Consider the following 18,519-nt stretch of genomic DNA (forward strand, 5'->3'; position numbering starts at 1 on the left):
GCGCCGCCAGCATCTCCTCGTAGTCGGTGAAGACGCCGTCGCTCGGAATGTCGAAGGTATCGGCGAAGGCGACCGCGTTGTCCTCGACGATGTCCGCACAGCCCACGAGCCGGCAGTTGTCCAGTGCTCTGTAGGCACGGGCGTGCTGGTAGGCCATGGCGAAGCCACTCTTCGATGGATTCTCCGGGTTGGCACCGGTGCCGATGAAAGCAACGTCGTACGTCGTCACAGTCGGCGGCCACCTCCGTCCTGTCGGGGGACGGCAGTGTACGTGTCACTCGGGCCGACAGGCTGTCCGCGGGGCGGTCGAAGCGGGAGTGCACGTCCCGTCGAACACATATGTGAACGAAAGTGATTTTATCGGATAAACCTTCGCACCACACCAGTGGGTGGTCGCCGTCTCGCGCTCTCGATCCGGCCTGCAATGGAAGGCATCGGGCTGTTGTCCGTGGCGCGTGGACTGGATAGCCGTGTCGGAGTACGAGTACGCAGAGCTAGCAGGCCCACGTTCGCCGTGACGGTGCCCGGAGCCGTGGTCCCACCAGCGATTGCCTCGGCGGGCGCGACAGCGCCGTCCGTGTTCGGTGTGAGCCTTGCGCTCGTCCTTCCACCGGTCTTTACCGCCGGGCTTGCGGCTGTCCACGTGTTCGCTGGCTCGTTGCGGTCGCTGGATCGGGTGCCACGCAACCGCTGGCTCTCGGTATCGGGCGGTGTCGCGGTTTCGTACGTCTTCGTTCACGTCCTGCCGGAGATTCAGGAAGCGAGCGAGACGATCACCGGGCAGCGGATCGGACTGGCAGGGTTCGAGCGTGCCGTCTTCGTCGTCATGCTCTCGGGGTTCGTGACCTTCTACGGTCTCGAACAGGCAGTTCGGGGCGAGTCACAACGCGGCGACGGCACCGACGAACGCGAGTCCGAGGGGACGGCCGAGATGGAGGGCCAGACGGACGAGACGGGAGCGGTGCCGACGACCCCACCGGGGCTGTTCTGGACGCATGTCGCGTCGTTCGGGGTCTACAACGTCATTATCGGCTATCTGTTGCTCCACCGCGAAGAGTCGGGTCTCGTCACCCTCACCGCGTTCTTCGTGGCGATGGCGCTGCACTTTCTGGTCAACGACTACGGCCTGCGAGATCACCACGGACAGTTGTACCGGGTTTATGGCCGCTGGCTCCTCGCGGTCGCCGTCGTTGCGGGGCTGGTCGTCGGGTATCTCAGACCGATCAGCGAGTGGTCGCTGGCGATGCTCTTCTCGTTTCTCTCCGGGGCAATCATCCTCAACGTGATCAAGGAGGAACTCCCGACCGAACGGCAGAGCAGTTTCTGGGCCTTCGTCGCCGGTCTCGTGGTCTACAGCGCCCTCCTGGTGTTCATCTGATCTCGTTTCGCGAGCGAACCACCGCGCTCGGCCTGCATATGTCGCCCCAAGGGTTATCCAGACAGCCGCGCTTGCTCCCGTGTGACCGCAATCGAGTGTGATAGCGATGGTTGACGTGATGGGCCACCTCGCGATGGCGTTGCTCTGGGCGTTGCCGGCGTGGTTTCTCTGGGACGGCCGTCTCAGCCTCCTGTTCATCGGCTTCACGCTGTCGACGGCGATGCTCCCGGACGTGGACCTCGTCCTCAAGACGGTGCTCCCGATCCAGCACCACGGGATCACGCACACGGTCGTGTTCGTGACCGCCGTCGCCGTCGTCGCCGGTGCGCTGGTGGAGTACGGCCTGAAGTCGCGGCTGGAGCGCCAGTGGCTGAAACAGCGCGGGTACACGGTGCCAAGCGGTGCGCTGTTCCTGTTCGTCTTCGGGGGCCTGCTCATCGGTGGCTACAGCCACCTGTTCGCCGACATGCTGTCGGCCCCGGACATTGCGGCCCCGCTCGAACCGTTCTGGCCGCTGTTCGACAAACCGTGGTCGGTCGACCTCATCTGGTACAACTCCCCGTGGTGGAACTCTGGGCTGCTGGCACTCGGAGTCGCGCTTCACGGTATCGCCGGGTACGTGGACATCGCGGTCGAGCACCCGTGGACAGTCCAGCGAGGATAAGACAGCCAGAGGACCGTGAGCGAGAACTCGTCCGTCCCCGTCCTTCGCGACCAACTGCGCGGTATCACCGGCGCGTTACTCCTCGTCGGTCCCGCGATGCTGTACACGAGCGAAACGTGGTGGTTGGGGTGGCGATTACCGATCTGGTACCTCGTCGCGTACGCGGCGGTCGGCCTCGCCGTCGTCCTGTTGCTCACGCGAACAGTCGGATTTCGGAGGGAGAGCGAAGGCGAGACGCTCCACGATGCGGTGCGGATTGCGACCGATTTCGCGGAACTGGTGTTGCAGAGCTTCCTCACCGCCTACGTCGTCCTGTTCGTCCTCGGCATCGTCGACCTTGACGACTCACTGATCAGTGTCGCCAGACTGGGGCTGATGCAGGTCGTCCCACTCGCGTTCGGGGCGGCGATCTCGAACCGTCTGCTGTCCGAGTCCAGCGGCGACATTCAGGAGTCTGACTTCCCGCAGAACCTCCCCACGTTCGCGCTCGGTGCAGCCTTCTTCGCGTTCCCCGTCGCACCGACCCGGGAGATCGAAGTCCTCGCGGTCTATGCCGACTGGTGGCGGCTGGCCGGCCTCGTCGTCCTCTCGGTAGTCGTCGTCCACCTCGTGTTGCACGAACTGGAGTTTCGGGGACAGAGTAGCCGCATCGAAGAACGGTCCCTGCCCGCACAGGCCGGGACCGCGTTCATCGTTTACCTCGTCGCCGTCGTCGTCTCGGTGGCGCTGCTCGCTGTCTTCGGCCACTTCGCCATGACGCCGGCAACAGTGTGGGTACAAGAGACCATCGTGCTGTCGTTTCTCGCGGCGACGGGCGCGAGCGCAGGTGAGGTGGTTCTATGAGTGCCGACCAATCAGACCGGGGGACTCACGGCGATGCTTCAGGCGAGGACGATGAGAACGACGGCGACTCGGTCGAGGTTTCGACGGGCGAGAAGGTCGTCATGATCGTCAGTGCGCTGTTCACCGTGGTTCTGTTTAGCTTCGCGATTCTCCAGGCACTCGGTGGCGGTGAAGTCGCCGAACCGACCGTCGCCGTCGTCGACTCCCGAACCACGGCCGACGGCGTCGTCTACATCGTCGAACTCAGGAACCGGAACGACGTGGGTCTCGTGGAGGCCACGGTGGTCGTCCAGTGCGACCAGCCACCGCCCACGATTACCTTCGAGCACGTCCCTGCCAGCGGGCATCGCGAGGGGACCATCGTCTGTCCGCCGGGGACCGAGAATCCCCGCGTCGCCGTATCGACATGGATTCGTGAATGAGTGTGCCGGTGATCCGGTGTCTGGCGCTGCTTGTGTTGCAACGCATCCGGCTTTCGGTGGCGGCCAACGGCACTCCGGAGCAATCCATGGCAGTATCCAACCTCAAAGAGGTCTTCGTCCACGACCTGAAAGACATCTACGACGCCGAAACGACGCTCCTCGTGGCACTTCGACTCTCGCGGACCAGACAGACAACGACGAGTTCGCAGAACCATTCTGCCGGCATCGAACAGAGACACAGGGCTACATCGACCGACTGAAAAGGTGTTCGAGATGCTCGACGAGCGTGCGGAGGGAACGCAGTGTGAGGGCATCGGGGGACTCGTCTCGGACACGAGGCATTCGTCCGGCAAGATCCCGACCAGCATGTACTGAACCTTCACACCCTCATCGCGGCTCAGAAGACCGAACACTACGAGATCGCAGCCTACGGAAACCAGACGATCACGGTCGACGACTGGGGATGGACGACGCGAGCGACATCTTCGACGAAATCCTCGAAGAAGAGAAACAGACGCTCGAACGACTCGCGACGCTCACCGAAGAGTCGACGTCGACGAGATTCGTGACTCGGCGATCGCAGACTGAGCGGCCGGATCGGTCGCCCGGACAGTCGTCGAGCACCGCGACGACTCGGCGGTGGCCGGGAACCGCATTCGAGACAGCACAGTGACTTTTCAGTCCGGGGCGAGAAAGAATGACATGGACGTTCGACCCGCCGAACGAGACGACCGAGCAGCGATCAGCGCCGTCGCAAGTGAATCCCTTCGGTCCTCGTACGCGCTCAGTCCCCAGCAAATCGAGACGATTCTGGAAGGGGAGTTCGCGGCGGAACGGTTGACAGCGCGCCTCGACGATCCGGACCGGTACCTGTTCGTCGCGACGTCGACAGTCGAGGGTGAGACGGACGTCAACGGGTTCGTCGAGGCGACGGGCGGTGCGGGAGCGACCATCCAGTGGCTCCACGTCCGCCCGGACGCGAGAGGCGACGGCCTCGGGACCGCGCTGTTCGAGCGAGTGCGCACGGACCTGACCGACGACGCTGAAGGGCTGCGGGCACACGTCCTCGAAGACGCCGTGGAGGGCGGTGAGTTCTGCACGCAGTTCGGTCTCGAACGGAGCGACAACGACTGGCTCGATATCGACGGCGAGGAGTTCCATCTGGCGGTCTTCTCGGACACCGGCGCGCCGGTGGAACCGAACGAACCGACGGTCGACATCCCGTCGACGATGACGGTCGATGGACAGGAGCGGTCCGTCGACCGCGAGGACCCGATTCCGGGACACGAGGCTCCGTTCTTCCGCCTGTACACCAACGACGAGCAGAACGGCTACGTCTGTTCGCAGTGTGGTGACACGGACGTTTCGGTCGATGGACTCGACCGGGTCGAGTGTAACAACTGCGGGAACCGCCACCTCGCCGACGAGTGGGACGACGCCTACCTCTGACAGTGCCAAGTACTGCCGACGCTGGCGTTAGTCCCGAATCTTCTCGACGATGCTCCTCGCTTGCGCCACTGCCGTCTCCTCGTCGACGCCCTTGGGAATCAGGACGCTCTGGACGCTCCAGTCGTCCGTGCCGCTGTTTCGCCCGGTCCTGACCTCACTTCCCGTGACTACGGATTCTGCGACCTCCTGGGCCCAGTCGGGCGTCCGAATCGTGTCGAACTGGTCCGGGTCTTCGAACCGGACGTGGAGGTATTCGTCGCCGGGTTCGACTGCGGTGACATCGGGTGAACTGGCCATGGAGGGCAGTCGGTGGCCGCCCGGGAAAGCGGTCGGCTGGCAAATGCAGCCCCTTCTACGATCACTGTCTCTCAGATGGCGGTCGACGGGCGAGGGCCGGCGTAAGCCGTCACAAGGTGCTTCACTCGCAGGACCGAACGTGAACATCCATGGACCTCCTCGAATGGGTCATGCGGTACTACCCGCTGGTGTTCCATCCCATCACGCTCCTCGGCGTGGGCGTCCCGCTCGTCATCCGCTTCGAGGGGAACAAACAGGGCGTCGACCGTTCGACTGTCGTCCACCGGATCGCCGCGTTCCTCGCTGCCGGACTCCTCTCGCTCGTGCCGACGGTACTCTACCTGTTCACCACCGGTCGTGCGCCACTGGAAACGATGCAAGAGACGACGTGGCACGTCGATGCCGTCGTCAGCAGCGGCGTCCTGATCGCCGCAGGCACGACGTGGTTTCTCTGGATGCGCTTCGAGTGGGGATCCGTCGTCCCGAACGAGATGCTGACGCTCGTCGTCGCGACCGTCCCGTACTCGCTGATCTCGGTCGTCTGGAACATTTCGGGGCACGTGCTGTTCGCGCTGGTGCCGACGCTGTATCTGGCGTTGCTCGACCGTCAGTTCTGGCCGCTGCTCGCGATCCCGGTCGTGATGATCCCGAACCGGGTGTACCTGGACGCTCATTCGCTGCCCCAGTCGATCGCCGGCTTCCTGCTGGGGGCGGTCGTCGTCCTCACCATAGCCAATCGCTGACCGAGGCAGCATCGACTGCGGGCCGTGAACACGCCGCCGGTGGCGTCAGCAGCGAGACGATTCCCGGAAAACGCCGTCGAGTCTCCCCGAGAACGGCGAAAGGCCCCATTATTTCGATGTCCGGTGAACGAAGCAGTTGTAATACCAGTCACATTTATGCGTTGTGCTGGGGAACGTCGTAGTACCGCGGGTATTAGTCTCATGACTCCACACGATAGCGAGACAGACGGGTCGGCGAACGGCGACGAAGCCGACGAAAACAGTACAGATACGACGACGACTGAACAGCGGAGAGACCCGGAGACGGGACAGTTCCTCCCGAAAGACGGTAGCGACGACGGCATTGCGAACGCGAAAGACGAGGCTGTCGACACGGTGAGCGACGAGCAACAGCCAGACCAGCGCGGCGCGGACGCGCTGTCGATTGACGACGCAGCGACCACAGAAACGGACCCCGGACAGTCCAGTCGGGGAACGGATCGACGTGGGCGGAACCAGTCTGTCGGGCGGCCCCCACAGCATCGATCCACCGAACCCCCGGGACCACCCGAAGGATCTCGGCACGGCGGACAGTTGGCTGGGCCGTCACAGCCCGGCGAGCAGCCACAGAGACCGTCCCAGCCCGGCACTCGCCAGCAGTCGTCGGGATGGCAGGGTGCTTCCCGACAGCCACGGCCCCAGCAATCCGTCCAGCCGACTCCACAGCACCCGTCACAGCAGTTCGGTACAGCCGAACAGTCGCCACAGCACCACGGGGACCAACCGTCGTCCCAGCCCGGTGTCCAGCCGTCGGCACCGCTGGACCGACAGGAACCCCAACGGAGTCGGACTGTGCCAGAGCAGTCCCAGCGACAGGGCACACACTCACAGTCCACCCCCGGACGGATCGACGGGTCGGCGTCGCCACAACCGCACCAGACACAGCGACCAGCGCCAGAGCCGACCCAGTTCCCGGCTTCACAGCCGGGCCAGCACCAGTACGGGACCCAACAGAGCCACGCTCCACAGCAGTTTCAGCAACAGGCCCAGCCTCGACCACAGCAGCCACAGTCCCAGCAGCAAGGACAGCCTCTCTCTCAGCAACAGCCACAGCACCAGCAACAGCGACAGCACCAGCAGCAAGGACAGCCCCTCTCTCTGCAACAGTTACAGCACCAGCACCAGCCACAGCACCAGCAACAGCCACAACCACAGCGGCTCCACTCCCCGGCCGGTTCCCGGCAGGGACACCCGAGACAGGAGTTTCAGTCACTCGGGTCGTATCAGCCCCAGCAACCGACGTCCCAGCAGCCCACGACACCACCGACACGGCCAGAGCAGCCGACACAGCGCCAGGAATCGAGTCCATGGCAGACGCGGGACGATCCGCGTTGAGCGGCCACTGGTGGTCGACAGAAATATCAACGGTCACGAACTTTCAAGAGGTGGCCGGACGTACTCCCGGCCGGGAGACACGTCCCATGAGTCAACAGCAGTTCCACCAGCCCCAGCAGCAGGTATCGCCACAGCACCAGCAAACCGGACAGGCGGCGAGCGCCGGCCAGTCGGCGGCTTCGAACGCTCAGGTCGGTCAGCAGTCGGAGACACTCACGGCAGCGACCGGCCAGCGATTCCCCACGCGGAGCTATCTCTCCGAGTCGGTCCGCTCGTCGTCGATCAGCATGCTCAATCAGTCGCTCGCGGATCTGACGGGGATCACCATGCAATTGAAGGGCGCACACTGGAACGTCAAGGGACCGGACTTCTATCAGCTCCACGAATTCTTCGACGACCTCGTCGCAGTGTTCGACGAGCAGATCGATATGATCGCCGAACGGGCCACCGCGCTCGGTGGACAGGCCCTCGGCACGGCCCACGACGTCGTCCAGTACTCGACGATCCCACCGCTGTCCCATCAGGTCGTGGATGGGCCGGCAGTCCTCGACGAACTCGCCTACCGGCTGTCGATCCTCGACGCGAAGCTCACCCAGCAGATCGAGATCGCCAGCCAACAGGGTGACCTCGACACGGCCGACCTCCTCAACGAAGTGTCCCGAGAGGTCAGCAAGGCCCAGTGGTTCATCGAATCGCACCTCCAGACCGGCCAGTCGGACCCCACTCCACAGTCGAGTGAGGTCCAGCAGCCAGTCGCCGGGCAGCCGTAGCTCACGGTCGGCCCCGGCCACGGGTACGATCGTGAACGGTCCCGACCGGTCGGCGTTCGCCGACTGCCACGAGTGAGATGTACTGCCGCCGTTCCGGTCAGCATAGCCCCAGCGCCGTCGTTTCCGGGTGACGCCCCCTTACCTGTTGGATAAACAGAGTTTTGCACCCCGAGACCGAAAGGAGACCATGAGCGGTCACGGTGAAACTCCAGCAGACGGTGTAAACGAGGAAGCGACCGAAGCAGCGATGGCACTCTCGTTCGGACAGGTCCTCTACGACGAGCAGGGGGATCCAGTCGGGACGGTGCGGGGGATGGAAGAGAGGGGCGTGTTCCTGACCACGCGCGAGGGCATCGAGTCGCTGAGTATCGAACACGCACGCTCGGGCCACACTTTCGGGGAAGCCGAACTCATGTGGCGATGTACGACCTGCGGTGAGATGGGCGAACTCGACGAGGACATCCCGGAATCGTGTCCCGGTTGCGCAGCGCCACGCGAGTACCTGATGTACTGGACTGAAGACTAGCGGTGCCGCGGTGCGTAAAGTGGACGTGGGGCGCTCAGTTCCGTGTGCCCCGCGTGGGGAGTGGCTGCTGGGGCGGAACGATTGCGATCTGGCCGTCGCTGTACACCGTCACCTGATACCCGATGATCGTCAGCGTCAGCGTTCCACTCATCCGCGGCGTTCCGTCGTCCTTCGGTTCGAACAGTCGGTCCAGTGCCTCTGGGTCGACGTAGTCATACAACGTAAACCCGGCGTCGGTCACGTCCGAACCACTGACGTCCGCGAGAGCGTGTGCGAGCGTCGTCGTCAGATCAGCAGCCCCGTCGAAATCGTGTTTGGCATAATACGTCTGTGTCTCCTGAACCCGGCGCTCCTGTGCAGGGCGCTGCTCGGCGCTTGTTTCGTTCCGATACATTGCTTGTGACATCCTCTCATAGCAAGTGTCGTTATATAAGCATTCGTATCGATCCAACGGCCCGTCGCCAGTCGAGATGGACCGATCATCGCGGGTGGACGGTCGCTTTGGTCGATGGGAATCGATGCAATTCCGAGGTCCCGGCCGCTGTCACGGCTCGATGACCGTCTCGATGAGTGATCGGTGGCCGCGGCGTAGCCGTTCGGAGAGCGTCTGGTGAGAGACACCCAGCTCCGTCGCCAGTTCCTTCAGGTTCGTCTCCTGTGGGACCGTGTAGTAGCCGTTGTCGAGAGCGGTCCTGACGGTCGCGAACTGTTCGTCGGTAAGCTGGACCGTGTCGACCGACGGTTCGTCTTCCAGCGGGTAGATCTGCCGGATGTCGATGTCGTACTCGTCACAGGCCTCGTAGGTCGCCGAGAGCGAGCCACGATCCGGGAAGAGAACGCGAAAGGTCCACTGAGTCGACGTTCCACGGGCGCCCAGAATCGCCGCGTCCTCTTCGTGGAGGACGTACGTGACGAACCGCACGCTGTCGGTCCAGCGGAACTGGAACAGCGAACTGTCGCTTCGCTCGGAAACGAGGCGTGCGTCCGTCACACTCGAATCGTCGGTTAGGGCCGCGTGGACGCGGTCGGTCTCGGCGTTGGTCGACCAGAGCAGCGTGAGCACCGTCTCGCTGTGCAGCGGGACGAAGCGGGCAACATCGAACTCGGCGTCGGGGATTGCTCGAAACGTCTCCGCCAGTGCGAACTGCTCGGTCGGAATACTCGCCTTGAGGATGGTACTCATCGGTCCTTCGTCGCTCGGGTGCCACGCTATTAGGTATACGGTGCCCCAGAGCAACAAGTGTGAGGTTTCCCTCAGGAAACGACAGATTAGTCGAGGCGTGGAGCGCCCGATAACACTCGTTACGGCGAAGCGTGGAACAGAGACCGCTACTGCCAGTCCTGTGCCTACTCCCGTCTGTACTCGTCGATGTGGGTTCGCGCCGCCTCTTCGAGCCGCGCTCCCTGCTCCTCGTCGCTCGGATCGCCGAACCTATCTCTTTAGCCGCGGCACTCATACGGGCCGCCCGACAACAGTGTGAGCGACACACATGGCACACCGGTTCCCCGAGCGAGACCGGACCAGCGTCAGTCGCGACGGTCGATCGGACCCCCGCTCAGACCCGCACTGTCGATACCTGCTGGCCTACCTTCACCAGACGGAGGGCGACGTTTCGGTCGCGGTGGCGACACGACGCGTCATCGCCGAAATCACCGACACGCCGCCACCCGAGGTGTCGCCGGACGTGGTGAAACGCGTCGAGACGTGGTTTCATCACGGGCTGCTTCCGGCGCTGCGTGACGACGGCGTGATCGAGTTCGATCCGGAGGCGGGGACGGTCCGTCTCCGTGAGGATGCCTCGACGAGCGTCTGATAGCGCTGCGGCCCCGGTGCAGCCATCACTCGGCCCTCGGGAACGCGACGTGGAGGCGGCGATGCGGGGGCACCCACCGCCCGCTGGTTCGTGCAAGCCGACAGCCTATACTCGTGACTGACGTAGTACGAGGACGGGCACGCTGACAGGAAATCGAGGACCGCAGGTGCCCGTCTTCCACCCATGAATCAGCACCAGAATCGCGGTCAGGATCGTTCACAACGGTCGTCAGCGCCGCCGGACGAGGATCAGTTGCGTCGCCAGCCACCATCGCGCGGCCAGTACCGGCAACTGCGGACGGATCGCAGCCGCACCGCTCAGCAGAGCCACATGCAGGGCGGACAGCAGTTCCAGCACCCCCAGCAACACCTGCAGGAGCAACATCCCCACCAGCACCAAGAGCAGCAGCAGCACCAGCAGGGGCACCACCAGCACCAAGAGCAGCAGCAGCACCAGCAGGGGCACCATCAGCAACACCAGTCGGGCCAGCAGGACCAGCACTACCAACAGGAGCGACGGTACGGTCAGCAACAGGGATACGGGCAGGAGCGGCGAGAGTACGGCAGCCGGTCCCAGCAGGCCGGCAGTCGACACCACCAGCAGCGCCAGCACACCAGCGAGAACGACCAGCAACGCCGAAGCCAGCGCGAGCATCCACGCCGGGGCCAGCGGTCCCACGACACCTCTCGCCGCGGGTGAGGTCCCGAACCGCCGCGGTCGGCTCACGTCAGAGACCGCCGTTGTTCGTACAGCGTCGACGTGCCGTTCGCGTCGCATGCGACCGATGGTCGCGTTGGTTCCCCCCTCACACCGACATGAGTGTGAAACTACGGGTGTCGCGACTCTCGGGAGTGAACCGTCGAGGAGCGGCCGACTGTCGATCGGCCCGGACCGTGCTGGCTGGTGCCGGCACAACGCTGAACCGAGGGCCGGACGACACTACGCTGTCTCTCACCGGAGGCCTCCAGATGACCCCGGACAGGAACACGTCAGAGACGAACGCTTGCACGCACGAGTCGCTGTGGCTCGCAACCTCGCCCCAGACAGCGTTCGACAGGCTCGACGATCATCTGCGCGTCGATACAGCCGTCGTCGGCGGTGGGATCGCAGGCATCACGACAGCCACGAAGCTTTCGGACGCGGGTCAGTCGGTCGCTCTCCTCGAACGTGACCGGGTACTGAACGGCGTCACGGGTCGGACGACGGCGAAGGTGACAGCGCTGCACGGACTCGTGTACGACCGCCTGATCGATACCGTCGGGATCGAGCGTGCGCGCCAATATGCCGACGCGAATCAGGCCGCGATCGAGGACATCGCGGCGACGGTCGACCGTCGTGCTATCGACTGTGGATTCGGCCGAGCGCCCGCGTACACGTACGTCGAACCCGGCGACGACCACCGTGCGGTCCGACGAGAGGTCGAGGCCGCGCGCCGTCTCGACCTGCCGGCGTCCTACGTCGAGGAGACGACGCTTCCGTACGAGGTCCACGGGGCCGTGCGATTCGACGAGCAGGCGTACTTCCACCCGCGCGAGTACCTGCTTGAACTGGCGGCCGACCTCGACGGTGGTGACAGTCACGTCTTCGAACAGACCACCGTCGAGAACGTCCACGGGGGGAGTCCCTGTACCGTTTCGACCGAACGGGCGACGGTGACTGCCGACACCGTCGTCATCGCCTCGCACTTCCCGGTCACGGACGACGCGCTGTACTTCGCCCGGATGTATCCCAAGCGCTCGTACGTCGTCGCCGCGAAGTGTCGCGGTGAGACGCCCGGCGGGATGTACTACGATCCCAACGAACCGTACTTCTCGATCCGTCCCCACGCGGGCGACGACTCGCTCGTCCTGTTCGGCGGGCAGAATCACCGAACCGGCCACGGTGACGGCACGACCGACCGCTATCGAAAGTTACAACGACAGGTCCGCGAACGGTTCGACGTGGCGTCCATCGAGTACTGCTGGGCCACACAGGATTACGTCTCGATGGACCGCATCCCGTTCGTCGGACCGGCGGCACCCCAGACGTCGAACGTCTACGTCGCGACCGGCTTCGGCGGCTGGGGAATGACGAACGGCACCGCCGCGGGCCGTATTCTGTCCGACCTCATCCTCGGTCGCGAAAACCCGTGGTCAGAGGTCTTCCGTCCGACGCGGTTCACGCTCGGCGGCTCGAAGCGTGACTGGCTCGCACACAACCGACACGCTATCGAGCACTTCCTGACGGACCGGTTCGAGGAGCGCCCATCGCCGTCTCGCACGACACTCCCGCGGGGCGAGGCGACCGTCTTCGACGTGGACGGCGACCCCATCGCCGCCTATCGGGACGAATCCGGGGATGTCCACGCCGTCTCGGCGGTCTGCCCGCACATGGGGTGTCTGGTCACGTGGAACGACGGTGAGGCGTCGTGGGACTGTCCCTGTCACGGATCGCGGTTCGACATCGACGGGACCGTCCTCGACACGCCAGCTACCGCCGACCTCGAACAGCGGGACTGCTCTGTACTCGACGACCACCGACGCCAGAATCACTGACGGAACCTCACTACCACGGACGCTGCACGGGCGAAGTGTCGTGGAAGCGCAATTCGAGGCCGAGCGCCGACCTCGACGGGGGAGGAAACGCTGGGGGCGTCGTCGTGGGCTGGCCCGTCAGACAGACGGGACCAGCGATCTATCGGCGATCAGTACTGCTGGGACTGGTCCGTTTGCTGTTGCTCCTGTGGGCGCTGCTGGAGCTGGAGACCGCCCTGCTGGCTCTGCTGGCCGGGCTGCTGGCTCTGCTGACCCAGCTGTTCAGGCTGCTGGCCGAGCTGGCCGGGCTGCTGCCCTTGCTGTCCGGGCTGCTGGCCGAGCTGGCCGGGCTGCTGGCTCTGCTGACCCAGCTGTTCAGGCTGCTGGCCGAGCTGGCCGGACTGCTGCCCTTGCTGTCCGGGCTGCTGGCCGAGCTGGCTACTCTGCTGACCCAGTTGCTGCTGGGGCTGGGCCTGGGCCTGGGCCTGGGGCTGTTGGCTCATCTGGGCCTGGGCCTGGGGCTGTTGGCTCATCTGGGACTGGGGCTGGGGCTGCTGTCCGATCTGGCCCTGCTGTCCAGGCTGCTGTCGGGGTTGCTGGCTACGCTGCTGGCCCAGTTGCTGCTGGGGCTGTTGCTGGATCTGCTGTCCCGTCTGGGGACTCGTCTGGCCCTGCTGTCCCTGTGAGGCGAACTGACCGGACTGTGGGTCTCGCTGGGGTATCTGGTTGGCCTGTGGGGGCTGGCCGTGGGTCGGCTGCAGTTGACTCGAAGTCTGCTGGGGAGGCACACCCGGTGCGCCCTGTGGGCCTGCCTGTGTCGGCTGTTGCTGTGCCAGCCCGGTCTGCTGGTGGCTCTGTCGCTCCTGTTGTTCGGGCTGTGGGACGTGCTGGGGCGACTCCTGAATAGCTTTGTCCTCGGGGAACGCTTCTGTCTGGCGGCGGTCCTGCACGCCCTGTGTTGCACCGCTACCCTGCTGGGTGGGGACGCTCTGCTGGGGTGTTGCCTGCTGGTGTCCTTGCTGGCTCTGCTGCTGACCGTACGGCTGATTTCCTTGGTAACTCATGGTGTGTCGCTGTTGATCGTGTGGCTCCTGATCGTGGGCCGAGACGTATCTCGCCCGTTACGTGATCGGGAAGCCACCGTGTCGGGACCTGAACGCTGATCCCACGACGGGAATCGACTGTTGTGGATAAACCCATTGCGACAGTTCAGGTGAAAACGTCACGATTACTACAGGCAACAGTGTATTACTCGGGCGGTTTCACCGTTCAGCCGCTCGCACGGCCGTCAGTTCCGAGCGTTCCGACCGAATCGAGACCGAGAGTTGCGTGAACGATTTCGGTGTGTGTCGTTGTCACGTGGTTACCGCACGACCCACGGGCAGAGACGGACGAAACGGATCGCCAAACTATACCGCTCGCCCGTGAACGTCGATGGGGAACGATGTTCGACAACACAGCGGAGCGACGCGAAGCCGATGCGACGCCGACGGAGCCACCCGTCGACGCCGGTCTATCGGGCCGAGTACGACGAGGGATCGGCGGCGGTTTGCTCGCGACGGTCGTGATGACGGCGTACCGACTGCCGGTGACTCGCTCGCTGCCCCCGACAGCCGAGTTTTACGCCCGCTACGTCAGCGGTGGTCGGCCAGCGGACCACCCCATCGCGGCGCTCGTGGTACATCTGGTCTACGGCGTCGCCGGTGGCATCGTCTACGCGGCGTTGCTCCCGTCGAGAGCCTCGGTGACCGGCGAGCGCGCGCCGCCCGGGCCACCCTCACCCGCGGGTCAGCCGTCGGCGACGCTGTACGGTCTCCTGTACGGCATGGCACTCTCGGTTTTCGGCGAGCGCGTCGTCCTCGGCATGGTGCTCGACATCGACCCCGACGACCGATTCGCGTTCCACGTCGGCCACGCCGTCTACGGCACGACGCTTGGCTCGTGGGTCGGGACGCGAACGAGATAAACACTGTACAGCGCTGACAGACACGGCCGGAGCGCACTACCCGACTTTCCGTGGTAGATGCTGCGCCGTTGCAGAGCTGTTTCCGAGCGGTATTTGCCATAGCTGTGGACAAGTCATTTACACGTCGGTGTCGAACCGCGAACATGGCCGACGACAGTCCAGACGAGGTACAGGGTGTCGTCTTCAGTTCGATCAATCCGGTGCTCGATGATCTCTCGTATCCGATCACCGCCGACGAGTTCGTCGAGCGGTACGGCGACCGGGAACTCGAACGGACGAACGCCGATCCGATATCCATCGCGGCGCTGTTCGACGAGATGGGCGACGACACCTTCGACTCACCCGATGGCATCCGCCAGATGCTCCTGTCCCAGATGCCAAGCGAGAGCGAGGGACGGACGAACTACTCCGACCGAGGCGGCGCGACGCCCACCGAGACTGAGGCGGCGACAGAAGCCGCCGAGCAGACCAGCGCCGACGTGGCGGAAGACGCGACGAACGACGACGGCTGACCGGCACCGTCGTGTCTACACGATGACGGGAGCGCCACTTATTATCGTCCGCGTGCAACGAGTGAGCGGGACGGCACTTCCCGAGTGGTCGCGGTGACAGCCGGGAGTACCGGACCACGTGGGATCGAGAACTATGAGCACCCACACCAACAGACGTTCGACAGCACCGTCGTTCCCGGATGCCGAGCCGTTCGGCCAGCATCTCCTCGTCGACAGGACCGAGTGGGTTCCCGGAACGGACCCGGAACCACACCGCGGCTGGGACGGCCAGCACAGCTATCTCGAATCGTACTATCGATGCATCCGATGTGGCGCAGAACGGCTCTCGAAACGAGACTTCCCCGATCACTGTGACGCCGATCCGGCGGGTGGTACCTGACGACGGACGGTCGGATACAGCGGGAGTAGAGCGCGTCGATGGCGCCAGGGTGTCGTCCTCGAAGTCCGCGACCGTGCTGGGATCGTGCTTACTCGGAGTCTCGCTGGCTCACGTTCCGTCAGTCCAGCACGGCCGCCGAATCGTCCTGTGGGCGATAGTCCAGTCGCTGCATCGTCTCCGTCAGCGTCAGATACCGGTCGCTGTTGGCCGAAATACCGTGTGCGACGACCGGGGAGTGCTCGATCGGGGCGGTCCCACCGGCGCGCAGTAGCGCCCGACAGTCGCGGTGACTGAGCCACATGGCGCGGGCGAACCGCTCCCGTTCGTCGGCTTCGAACGTCATGTCGCGGAGTTCACTGCGCGACATGAGCCACCCGATACGGACCACGACGATGTCCAGATCGTCGCGGTCGGCAGCGTGGGTACAGAGCGCCTCGACGGCCACTTTGGCGACCCCGTAGTACGAATCCGGTCGCGGAGGGGTCTCGGGATCGACGACCGTTGTCGGGTGCTCGACGACGGCCTCGAACTGCGATGGGTCGTCGCGGTTGTACATACCGTGGACGTGGGCGGAACTCGCCACGACGACGCGGTCGAGGTCGTTCGCTCGGGCGGCCGCCAGCGCGTTGCTCGTCATCCGGAGGTTCGATTCGTCGCTCCCGTCCCAGTCGCTCTGGTCGCCAGTCATCCACGCGAGGTGGACCAATACGTCGACGCCGTCGGTCGCCTCGACGACGGCCTCACGGTCCGTCGCGTCGAGCAGTTCGCTGTCCAGGTCGTCGTGTTCGTTGTGGGTCAACAGCGTCAGTTCCTCGGCATCGAAGGCGTCTGCGGCGACACGCCCGACCGTGCCAGCAGCGCCGGTGATTGCTACGTGCATACTGTCGTCCGTTGGGACTCCAGTGCCCTAACGTTCAGCCGTACGTCGACCCTTCGGGTCCCAGAGGCCCGGATAAGCGCCGTATAGTCATACCCTCGCGCGGGGAGCCGTGGGTATGCACGACCGCAGCGGTGTGGTGACGCTCAGGGACGGCGATCTGACCGACGCGTTCCGGCGACTCGACGAGCGGGGCAGCGGCGTCCTCTGGATACCGCCGGGAACGCACGACTGTGATCCCACGACGATCGATCTCGCGGCCTACGAATCACTGGGTGACGATTTCTCGATCCGTGGTGGCGGAATGGGGACGAGCGTCCTCGATTTCGGAACTGGGGCAGGCGACGGGTTCGCCCTCGTCGACTCTGATGGGGGAGACTACTTCTACATCGAGATCACGGGCGTCGGGTTCGAGGGCCACCGTGACGGCGTCCTCGTCAGACTCGGCAACGACGCCTGTACCGACGCGTACAACAGCTGTACGTTCAGATTCAGCACGAACAACGGCGCACCAGACGCCACCGCCGCGTGTCGGCTCAATCACGTCCTCAATTCCCGACACTTCGGCGTTCACAACAGCGTCGGCGGGACGGCGCTCGAACTCCGGCAGTTCCAGTTCGGCGGGCTGACGGGATCAGTGAACAGCCGACGGGGCCTGTCGCTGGATTTCCGCGGCTACTCGATGGCAAACGTCGTCGAGTGGCTCAATATCGAGGCCTGTGCGGACGGGGTCAGGATCGCCGGCGAGGACAGTCAGATCAATCGGTTCGGGATGCTCTATGGCGCGAACGTCGGGGGAACGCTGTGGCAACAGACGGCACCGGTCGAGACGCGCATCGACGCGGCGTTCGTCGGTAGCAACGTCGAGCGCGTCGGGCACACGACCGCAGGATCGGTCTCCGTGGGAATCACGAACGTCCCCGAATCGTTGTTCACAGCACAGTGATCCCGTGCGGGTACGATCTGTTCGTACTGCCGGTATTCGCAGACGAATTCCTGGATCGATGTACCGACGGTCGCCGGTACGCATCGACGAGAATCCGTATCAGTCGGTACTCGATTCGATGGGCGACAGTTGCCCTGCTTCGACCATGGCTTCGAGGGGGTTGTCTTCGATTTCGAGCGGGAGGTCGACCCGGCCACGCCGGCGCGCGGACTCGTAGCCGGCGAAGATGATCTCCGTCGCATTCAGCGCGTTCGACGCGTCGAGTTCCGACTTGCGTCCCTCGTCGAGCGCTGCGACGATGTCGGCGATCGCGAGGGCGATCGGGTTGGTCCCGGGCGTTAGCTCCTCGTAGGACAGTTGCTCGCAGGTCTCGGGATCGGTGGTGAAGACATCGACGGCGAGTCGGTCGGTGAGGTACACGTCGATGAAGCCCTCGGTGCCGATGAGCCGCCAGTCGCCGTCGGCAACGTCTTCGGCCGGCCCGGTCGCGGCCATGCCGTAGACGCCGTTCTCGTACTGCCAGCAGGCCAGCACCTGATTCTCGTTGTGGGTGCCAAAGCGGATGTCCTCTTCCTGATAATCGAGCTGGGCGAGGACCCACTCGGCGGCGTGCTCGTCGTTGAAGTAGTTACACATGTCGACGGCGTGGGTGCCGTTGTCGTAGAAGTTCCCCCAGCTATATTCGATCCGCTTGAGGTCGCCGATGGCGCCGGCGTCGAGTCGCTCCTTGGCGTCCCTGAAGAGGTCGCCGAAGCGGCGCATGTGGTTGAACGTCAGTTGTACGCCCTCTCGGTCGCACACCTCGGCCATTCGACGGCTGCCGCCCCAGGTGAGCGACATCGGCTTCTCGCAGTGAATCGCGTCGACGACGCCGGTCTCGGCGGTGCCGATCACCAGATCGGCGTGGGTCGCCGGTGGGGTGCAGATACTGACGATATCCGGCTCAAGCGCCGCCAGCATCTCCTCGTAGTCGGTGAAGACGCCGTCGCTCGGAATGTCGAAGGTATCGGCGAAGGCGACCGCGTTGTCCTCGACGATGTCCGCAC

24 protein-coding genes and 1 pseudogene are annotated in these 18,519 nt (G+C 64.4%); 17 read left to right on the plus strand and 8 right to left on the minus strand.

Annotation, left to right across the window (positions count from 1 at the left end; all coding sequences use genetic code 11):
• Positions 1-229, minus strand: a pseudogene (locus AC5FRW_RS18995) (gfo/Idh/MocA family oxidoreductase); the annotation flags it as partial.
• Between the two features lie 357 nt (positions 230-586).
• Here AC5FRW_RS18995 and AC5FRW_RS19000 point away from each other — a divergent pair.
• The 7 genes from AC5FRW_RS19000 (at position 587) to AC5FRW_RS19030 (ending at position 4,756) form a co-directional block, all read left to right on the plus strand.
• Entirely contained in the window at positions 587-1,378 is a 792-nt protein-coding gene (locus AC5FRW_RS19000; RefSeq protein ID WP_493570037.1) for a hypothetical protein, read from the plus strand.
• A gap of 106 nt (positions 1,379-1,484) precedes the next feature.
• Entirely contained in the window at positions 1,485-2,042 is a 558-nt protein-coding gene (locus AC5FRW_RS19005; RefSeq protein WP_493570038.1) for a metal-dependent hydrolase, read from the plus strand.
• Positions 2,043-2,057: 15 nt separating this feature from the next.
• A complete protein-coding gene (locus tag AC5FRW_RS19010) occupies positions 2,058-2,885 on the plus strand; it encodes a DUF2391 family protein (RefSeq protein WP_493570039.1) in 828 nt (275 codons plus the stop codon).
• The gene (locus tag AC5FRW_RS19015; protein ID WP_493570040.1) at positions 2,882-3,307 is read left to right on the plus strand and encodes a hypothetical protein; all 426 of its coding nucleotides are present in this window, start codon (positions 2,882-2,884) and stop codon (positions 3,305-3,307) included. Before AC5FRW_RS19010 ends, AC5FRW_RS19015 begins: the two co-directional genes overlap by 4 nt.
• Positions 3,308-3,309: 2 nt before the next feature.
• Positions 3,310-3,567: a hypothetical protein gene (locus AC5FRW_RS19020; protein WP_493570041.1), complete on the plus strand. Its 258-nt coding sequence runs from the start codon at positions 3,310-3,312 to the stop codon at positions 3,565-3,567.
• Positions 3,568-3,770: 203 nt separating this feature from the next.
• Positions 3,771-3,980: a hypothetical protein gene (locus AC5FRW_RS19025; RefSeq protein WP_493570042.1), complete on the plus strand. Its 210-nt coding sequence runs from the start codon at positions 3,771-3,773 to the stop codon at positions 3,978-3,980.
• Positions 3,981-4,009: 29 nt separating this feature from the next.
• Positions 4,010-4,756, plus strand: a complete 747-nt coding sequence (locus tag AC5FRW_RS19030; protein WP_493570043.1) for a GNAT family N-acetyltransferase — start codon at positions 4,010-4,012, stop codon at positions 4,754-4,756.
• 27 nt (positions 4,757-4,783) lie between these two features.
• Here AC5FRW_RS19030 and AC5FRW_RS19035 read toward each other — a convergent pair whose 3' ends face one another.
• Complete coding sequence (locus AC5FRW_RS19035) at positions 4,784-5,053, minus strand: hypothetical protein (RefSeq protein WP_493570044.1); 270 nt, start codon at positions 5,051-5,053, stop codon at positions 4,784-4,786.
• 149 nt (positions 5,054-5,202) lie between these two features.
• Between AC5FRW_RS19035 and AC5FRW_RS19040 the strand changes: the two genes are divergently transcribed.
• The 4 genes from AC5FRW_RS19040 to AC5FRW_RS19055 all read left to right on the plus strand — a co-directional run bounded on the left by AC5FRW_RS19040 (position 5,203) and on the right by AC5FRW_RS19055 (position 8,466).
• Positions 5,203-5,796, plus strand: a complete 594-nt coding sequence (locus AC5FRW_RS19040; protein WP_493570045.1) for a phosphoesterase — start codon at positions 5,203-5,205, stop codon at positions 5,794-5,796.
• A gap of 201 nt (positions 5,797-5,997) precedes the next feature.
• Positions 5,998-7,170 (plus strand): hypothetical protein, encoded by a 1,173-nt coding sequence (locus AC5FRW_RS19045; RefSeq protein ID WP_493570046.1) that lies wholly within the window; start codon positions 5,998-6,000, stop codon positions 7,168-7,170.
• Positions 7,171-7,256: 86 nt separating this feature from the next.
• Positions 7,257-7,940, plus strand: coding sequence for a DNA starvation/stationary phase protection protein Dps (dps, locus tag AC5FRW_RS19050; RefSeq protein WP_493570047.1), 684 nt, complete (start codon positions 7,257-7,259; stop codon positions 7,938-7,940).
• Positions 7,941-8,127: 187 nt separating this feature from the next.
• Complete coding sequence (locus AC5FRW_RS19055; RefSeq protein WP_493570048.1) at positions 8,128-8,466, plus strand: DUF7130 family rubredoxin-like protein; 339 nt, start codon at positions 8,128-8,130, stop codon at positions 8,464-8,466.
• Between the two features lie 34 nt (positions 8,467-8,500).
• Here the strand turns inward: AC5FRW_RS19055 and AC5FRW_RS19060 are convergent, their stop codons facing one another.
• Entirely contained in the window at positions 8,501-8,860 is a 360-nt protein-coding gene (locus AC5FRW_RS19060) for a HalOD1 output domain-containing protein (RefSeq protein WP_493570049.1), read from the minus strand.
• A gap of 150 nt (positions 8,861-9,010) precedes the next feature.
• Positions 9,011-9,649, minus strand: coding sequence for a helix-turn-helix domain-containing protein (locus AC5FRW_RS19065; protein ID WP_493570050.1), 639 nt, complete (start codon positions 9,647-9,649; stop codon positions 9,011-9,013).
• Positions 9,650-9,956: 307 nt separating this feature from the next.
• On the opposite strand from AC5FRW_RS19065, the gene AC5FRW_RS19070 reads away from it, so the two are divergent.
• Entirely contained in the window at positions 9,957-10,280 is a 324-nt protein-coding gene (locus AC5FRW_RS19070; RefSeq protein ID WP_493570051.1) for a DUF7344 domain-containing protein, read from the plus strand.
• A 228-nt stretch (positions 10,281-10,508) separates the two neighbouring features.
• On the opposite strand, the gene AC5FRW_RS19075 is transcribed toward AC5FRW_RS19070, so the two are convergent.
• On the minus strand, positions 10,509-10,958 hold the full coding sequence (locus tag AC5FRW_RS19075) for a hypothetical protein (RefSeq protein WP_493570052.1): 450 nt from the start codon (positions 10,956-10,958) through the stop codon (positions 10,509-10,511).
• A 290-nt stretch (positions 10,959-11,248) separates the two neighbouring features.
• Between AC5FRW_RS19075 and AC5FRW_RS19080 the strand changes: the two genes are divergently transcribed.
• Positions 11,249-12,814, plus strand: a complete 1,566-nt coding sequence (locus AC5FRW_RS19080) for an FAD-dependent oxidoreductase (protein ID WP_493570053.1) — start codon at positions 11,249-11,251, stop codon at positions 12,812-12,814.
• A gap of 149 nt (positions 12,815-12,963) precedes the next feature.
• Here the strand turns inward: AC5FRW_RS19080 and AC5FRW_RS19085 are convergent, their stop codons facing one another.
• Complete coding sequence (locus AC5FRW_RS19085; RefSeq protein WP_493570054.1) at positions 12,964-13,857, minus strand: hypothetical protein; 894 nt, start codon at positions 13,855-13,857, stop codon at positions 12,964-12,966.
• A 380-nt stretch (positions 13,858-14,237) separates the two neighbouring features.
• Between AC5FRW_RS19085 and AC5FRW_RS19090 the strand changes: the two genes are divergently transcribed.
• From AC5FRW_RS19090 to AC5FRW_RS19100, 3 genes are all read left to right on the plus strand, one after another.
• Complete coding sequence (locus AC5FRW_RS19090; protein ID WP_493570055.1) at positions 14,238-14,759, plus strand: hypothetical protein; 522 nt, start codon at positions 14,238-14,240, stop codon at positions 14,757-14,759.
• A 143-nt stretch (positions 14,760-14,902) separates the two neighbouring features.
• Positions 14,903-15,271, plus strand: coding sequence for a DUF5789 family protein (locus AC5FRW_RS19095; protein WP_493570056.1), 369 nt, complete (start codon positions 14,903-14,905; stop codon positions 15,269-15,271).
• 133 nt (positions 15,272-15,404) lie between these two features.
• Positions 15,405-15,650: a hypothetical protein gene (locus AC5FRW_RS19100; RefSeq protein ID WP_493570057.1), complete on the plus strand. Its 246-nt coding sequence runs from the start codon at positions 15,405-15,407 to the stop codon at positions 15,648-15,650.
• 118 nt (positions 15,651-15,768) lie between these two features.
• Here AC5FRW_RS19100 and AC5FRW_RS19105 read toward each other — a convergent pair whose 3' ends face one another.
• A complete protein-coding gene (locus tag AC5FRW_RS19105; RefSeq protein WP_493570058.1) occupies positions 15,769-16,530 on the minus strand; it encodes an NAD-dependent epimerase/dehydratase family protein in 762 nt (253 codons plus the stop codon).
• A 115-nt stretch (positions 16,531-16,645) separates the two neighbouring features.
• On the opposite strand from AC5FRW_RS19105, the gene AC5FRW_RS19110 reads away from it, so the two are divergent.
• Positions 16,646-17,473 carry a hypothetical protein gene (locus AC5FRW_RS19110; protein ID WP_493570059.1) on the plus strand — a complete coding sequence of 276 codons (828 nt, stop codon included), beginning with the start codon at positions 16,646-16,648 and terminating at the stop codon, positions 17,471-17,473.
• 99 nt (positions 17,474-17,572) lie between these two features.
• Here the strand turns inward: AC5FRW_RS19110 and AC5FRW_RS19115 are convergent.
• On the minus strand, positions 17,573-18,519 hold a 947-nt coding region (locus AC5FRW_RS19115; RefSeq protein WP_493570060.1), incomplete at its 5' end, for a Gfo/Idh/MocA family protein.

Source organism: Halomicrobium sp. HArcht3-1, from assembly GCF_058933345.1.

Excerpts from the sequence above, each read along its gene's own strand:
- AC5FRW_RS19110 (WP_493570059.1), top strand. The coding sequence starts at position 16,646 with ATGCACGACCGCAGCGGTGTGGTGACGCTCAGGGACGGCGATCTGACC.
- AC5FRW_RS19085 (WP_493570054.1), bottom strand. The coding sequence starts at position 13,857 with ATGAGTTACCAAGGAAATCAGCCGTACGGTCAGCAGCAGAGCCAGCAA.
- AC5FRW_RS19030 (WP_493570043.1), top strand. The coding sequence starts at position 4,010 with ATGGACGTTCGACCCGCCGAACGAGACGACCGAGCAGCGATCAGCGCC.
- AC5FRW_RS19070 (WP_493570051.1), top strand. The coding sequence starts at position 9,957 with ATGGCACACCGGTTCCCCGAGCGAGACCGGACCAGCGTCAGTCGCGAC.
- AC5FRW_RS19060 (WP_493570049.1), bottom strand. The coding sequence starts at position 8,860 with ATGTATCGGAACGAAACAAGCGCCGAGCAGCGCCCTGCACAGGAGCGC.
- dps (WP_493570047.1), top strand. The coding sequence starts at position 7,257 with ATGAGTCAACAGCAGTTCCACCAGCCCCAGCAGCAGGTATCGCCACAG.
- AC5FRW_RS19080 (WP_493570053.1), top strand. The coding sequence starts at position 11,249 with ATGACCCCGGACAGGAACACGTCAGAGACGAACGCTTGCACGCACGAG.
- AC5FRW_RS19065 (WP_493570050.1), bottom strand. The coding sequence starts at position 9,649 with ATGAGTACCATCCTCAAGGCGAGTATTCCGACCGAGCAGTTCGCACTG.
- AC5FRW_RS19095 (WP_493570056.1), top strand. The coding sequence starts at position 14,903 with ATGGCCGACGACAGTCCAGACGAGGTACAGGGTGTCGTCTTCAGTTCG.
- AC5FRW_RS19090 (WP_493570055.1), top strand. The coding sequence starts at position 14,238 with ATGTTCGACAACACAGCGGAGCGACGCGAAGCCGATGCGACGCCGACG.
- AC5FRW_RS19040 (WP_493570045.1), top strand. The coding sequence starts at position 5,203 with ATGGACCTCCTCGAATGGGTCATGCGGTACTACCCGCTGGTGTTCCAT.
- AC5FRW_RS19035 (WP_493570044.1), bottom strand. The coding sequence starts at position 5,053 with ATGGCCAGTTCACCCGATGTCACCGCAGTCGAACCCGGCGACGAATAC.
- AC5FRW_RS19045 (WP_493570046.1), top strand. The coding sequence starts at position 5,998 with ATGACTCCACACGATAGCGAGACAGACGGGTCGGCGAACGGCGACGAA.
- AC5FRW_RS19105 (WP_493570058.1), bottom strand. The coding sequence starts at position 16,530 with ATGCACGTAGCAATCACCGGCGCTGCTGGCACGGTCGGGCGTGTCGCC.
- AC5FRW_RS19100 (WP_493570057.1), top strand. The coding sequence starts at position 15,405 with ATGAGCACCCACACCAACAGACGTTCGACAGCACCGTCGTTCCCGGAT.
- AC5FRW_RS19055 (WP_493570048.1), top strand. The coding sequence starts at position 8,128 with ATGAGCGGTCACGGTGAAACTCCAGCAGACGGTGTAAACGAGGAAGCG.
- AC5FRW_RS19005 (WP_493570038.1), top strand. The coding sequence starts at position 1,485 with ATGGTTGACGTGATGGGCCACCTCGCGATGGCGTTGCTCTGGGCGTTG.
- AC5FRW_RS19025 (WP_493570042.1), top strand. The coding sequence starts at position 3,771 with ATGGACGACGCGAGCGACATCTTCGACGAAATCCTCGAAGAAGAGAAA.
- AC5FRW_RS19015 (WP_493570040.1), top strand. The coding sequence starts at position 2,882 with ATGAGTGCCGACCAATCAGACCGGGGGACTCACGGCGATGCTTCAGGC.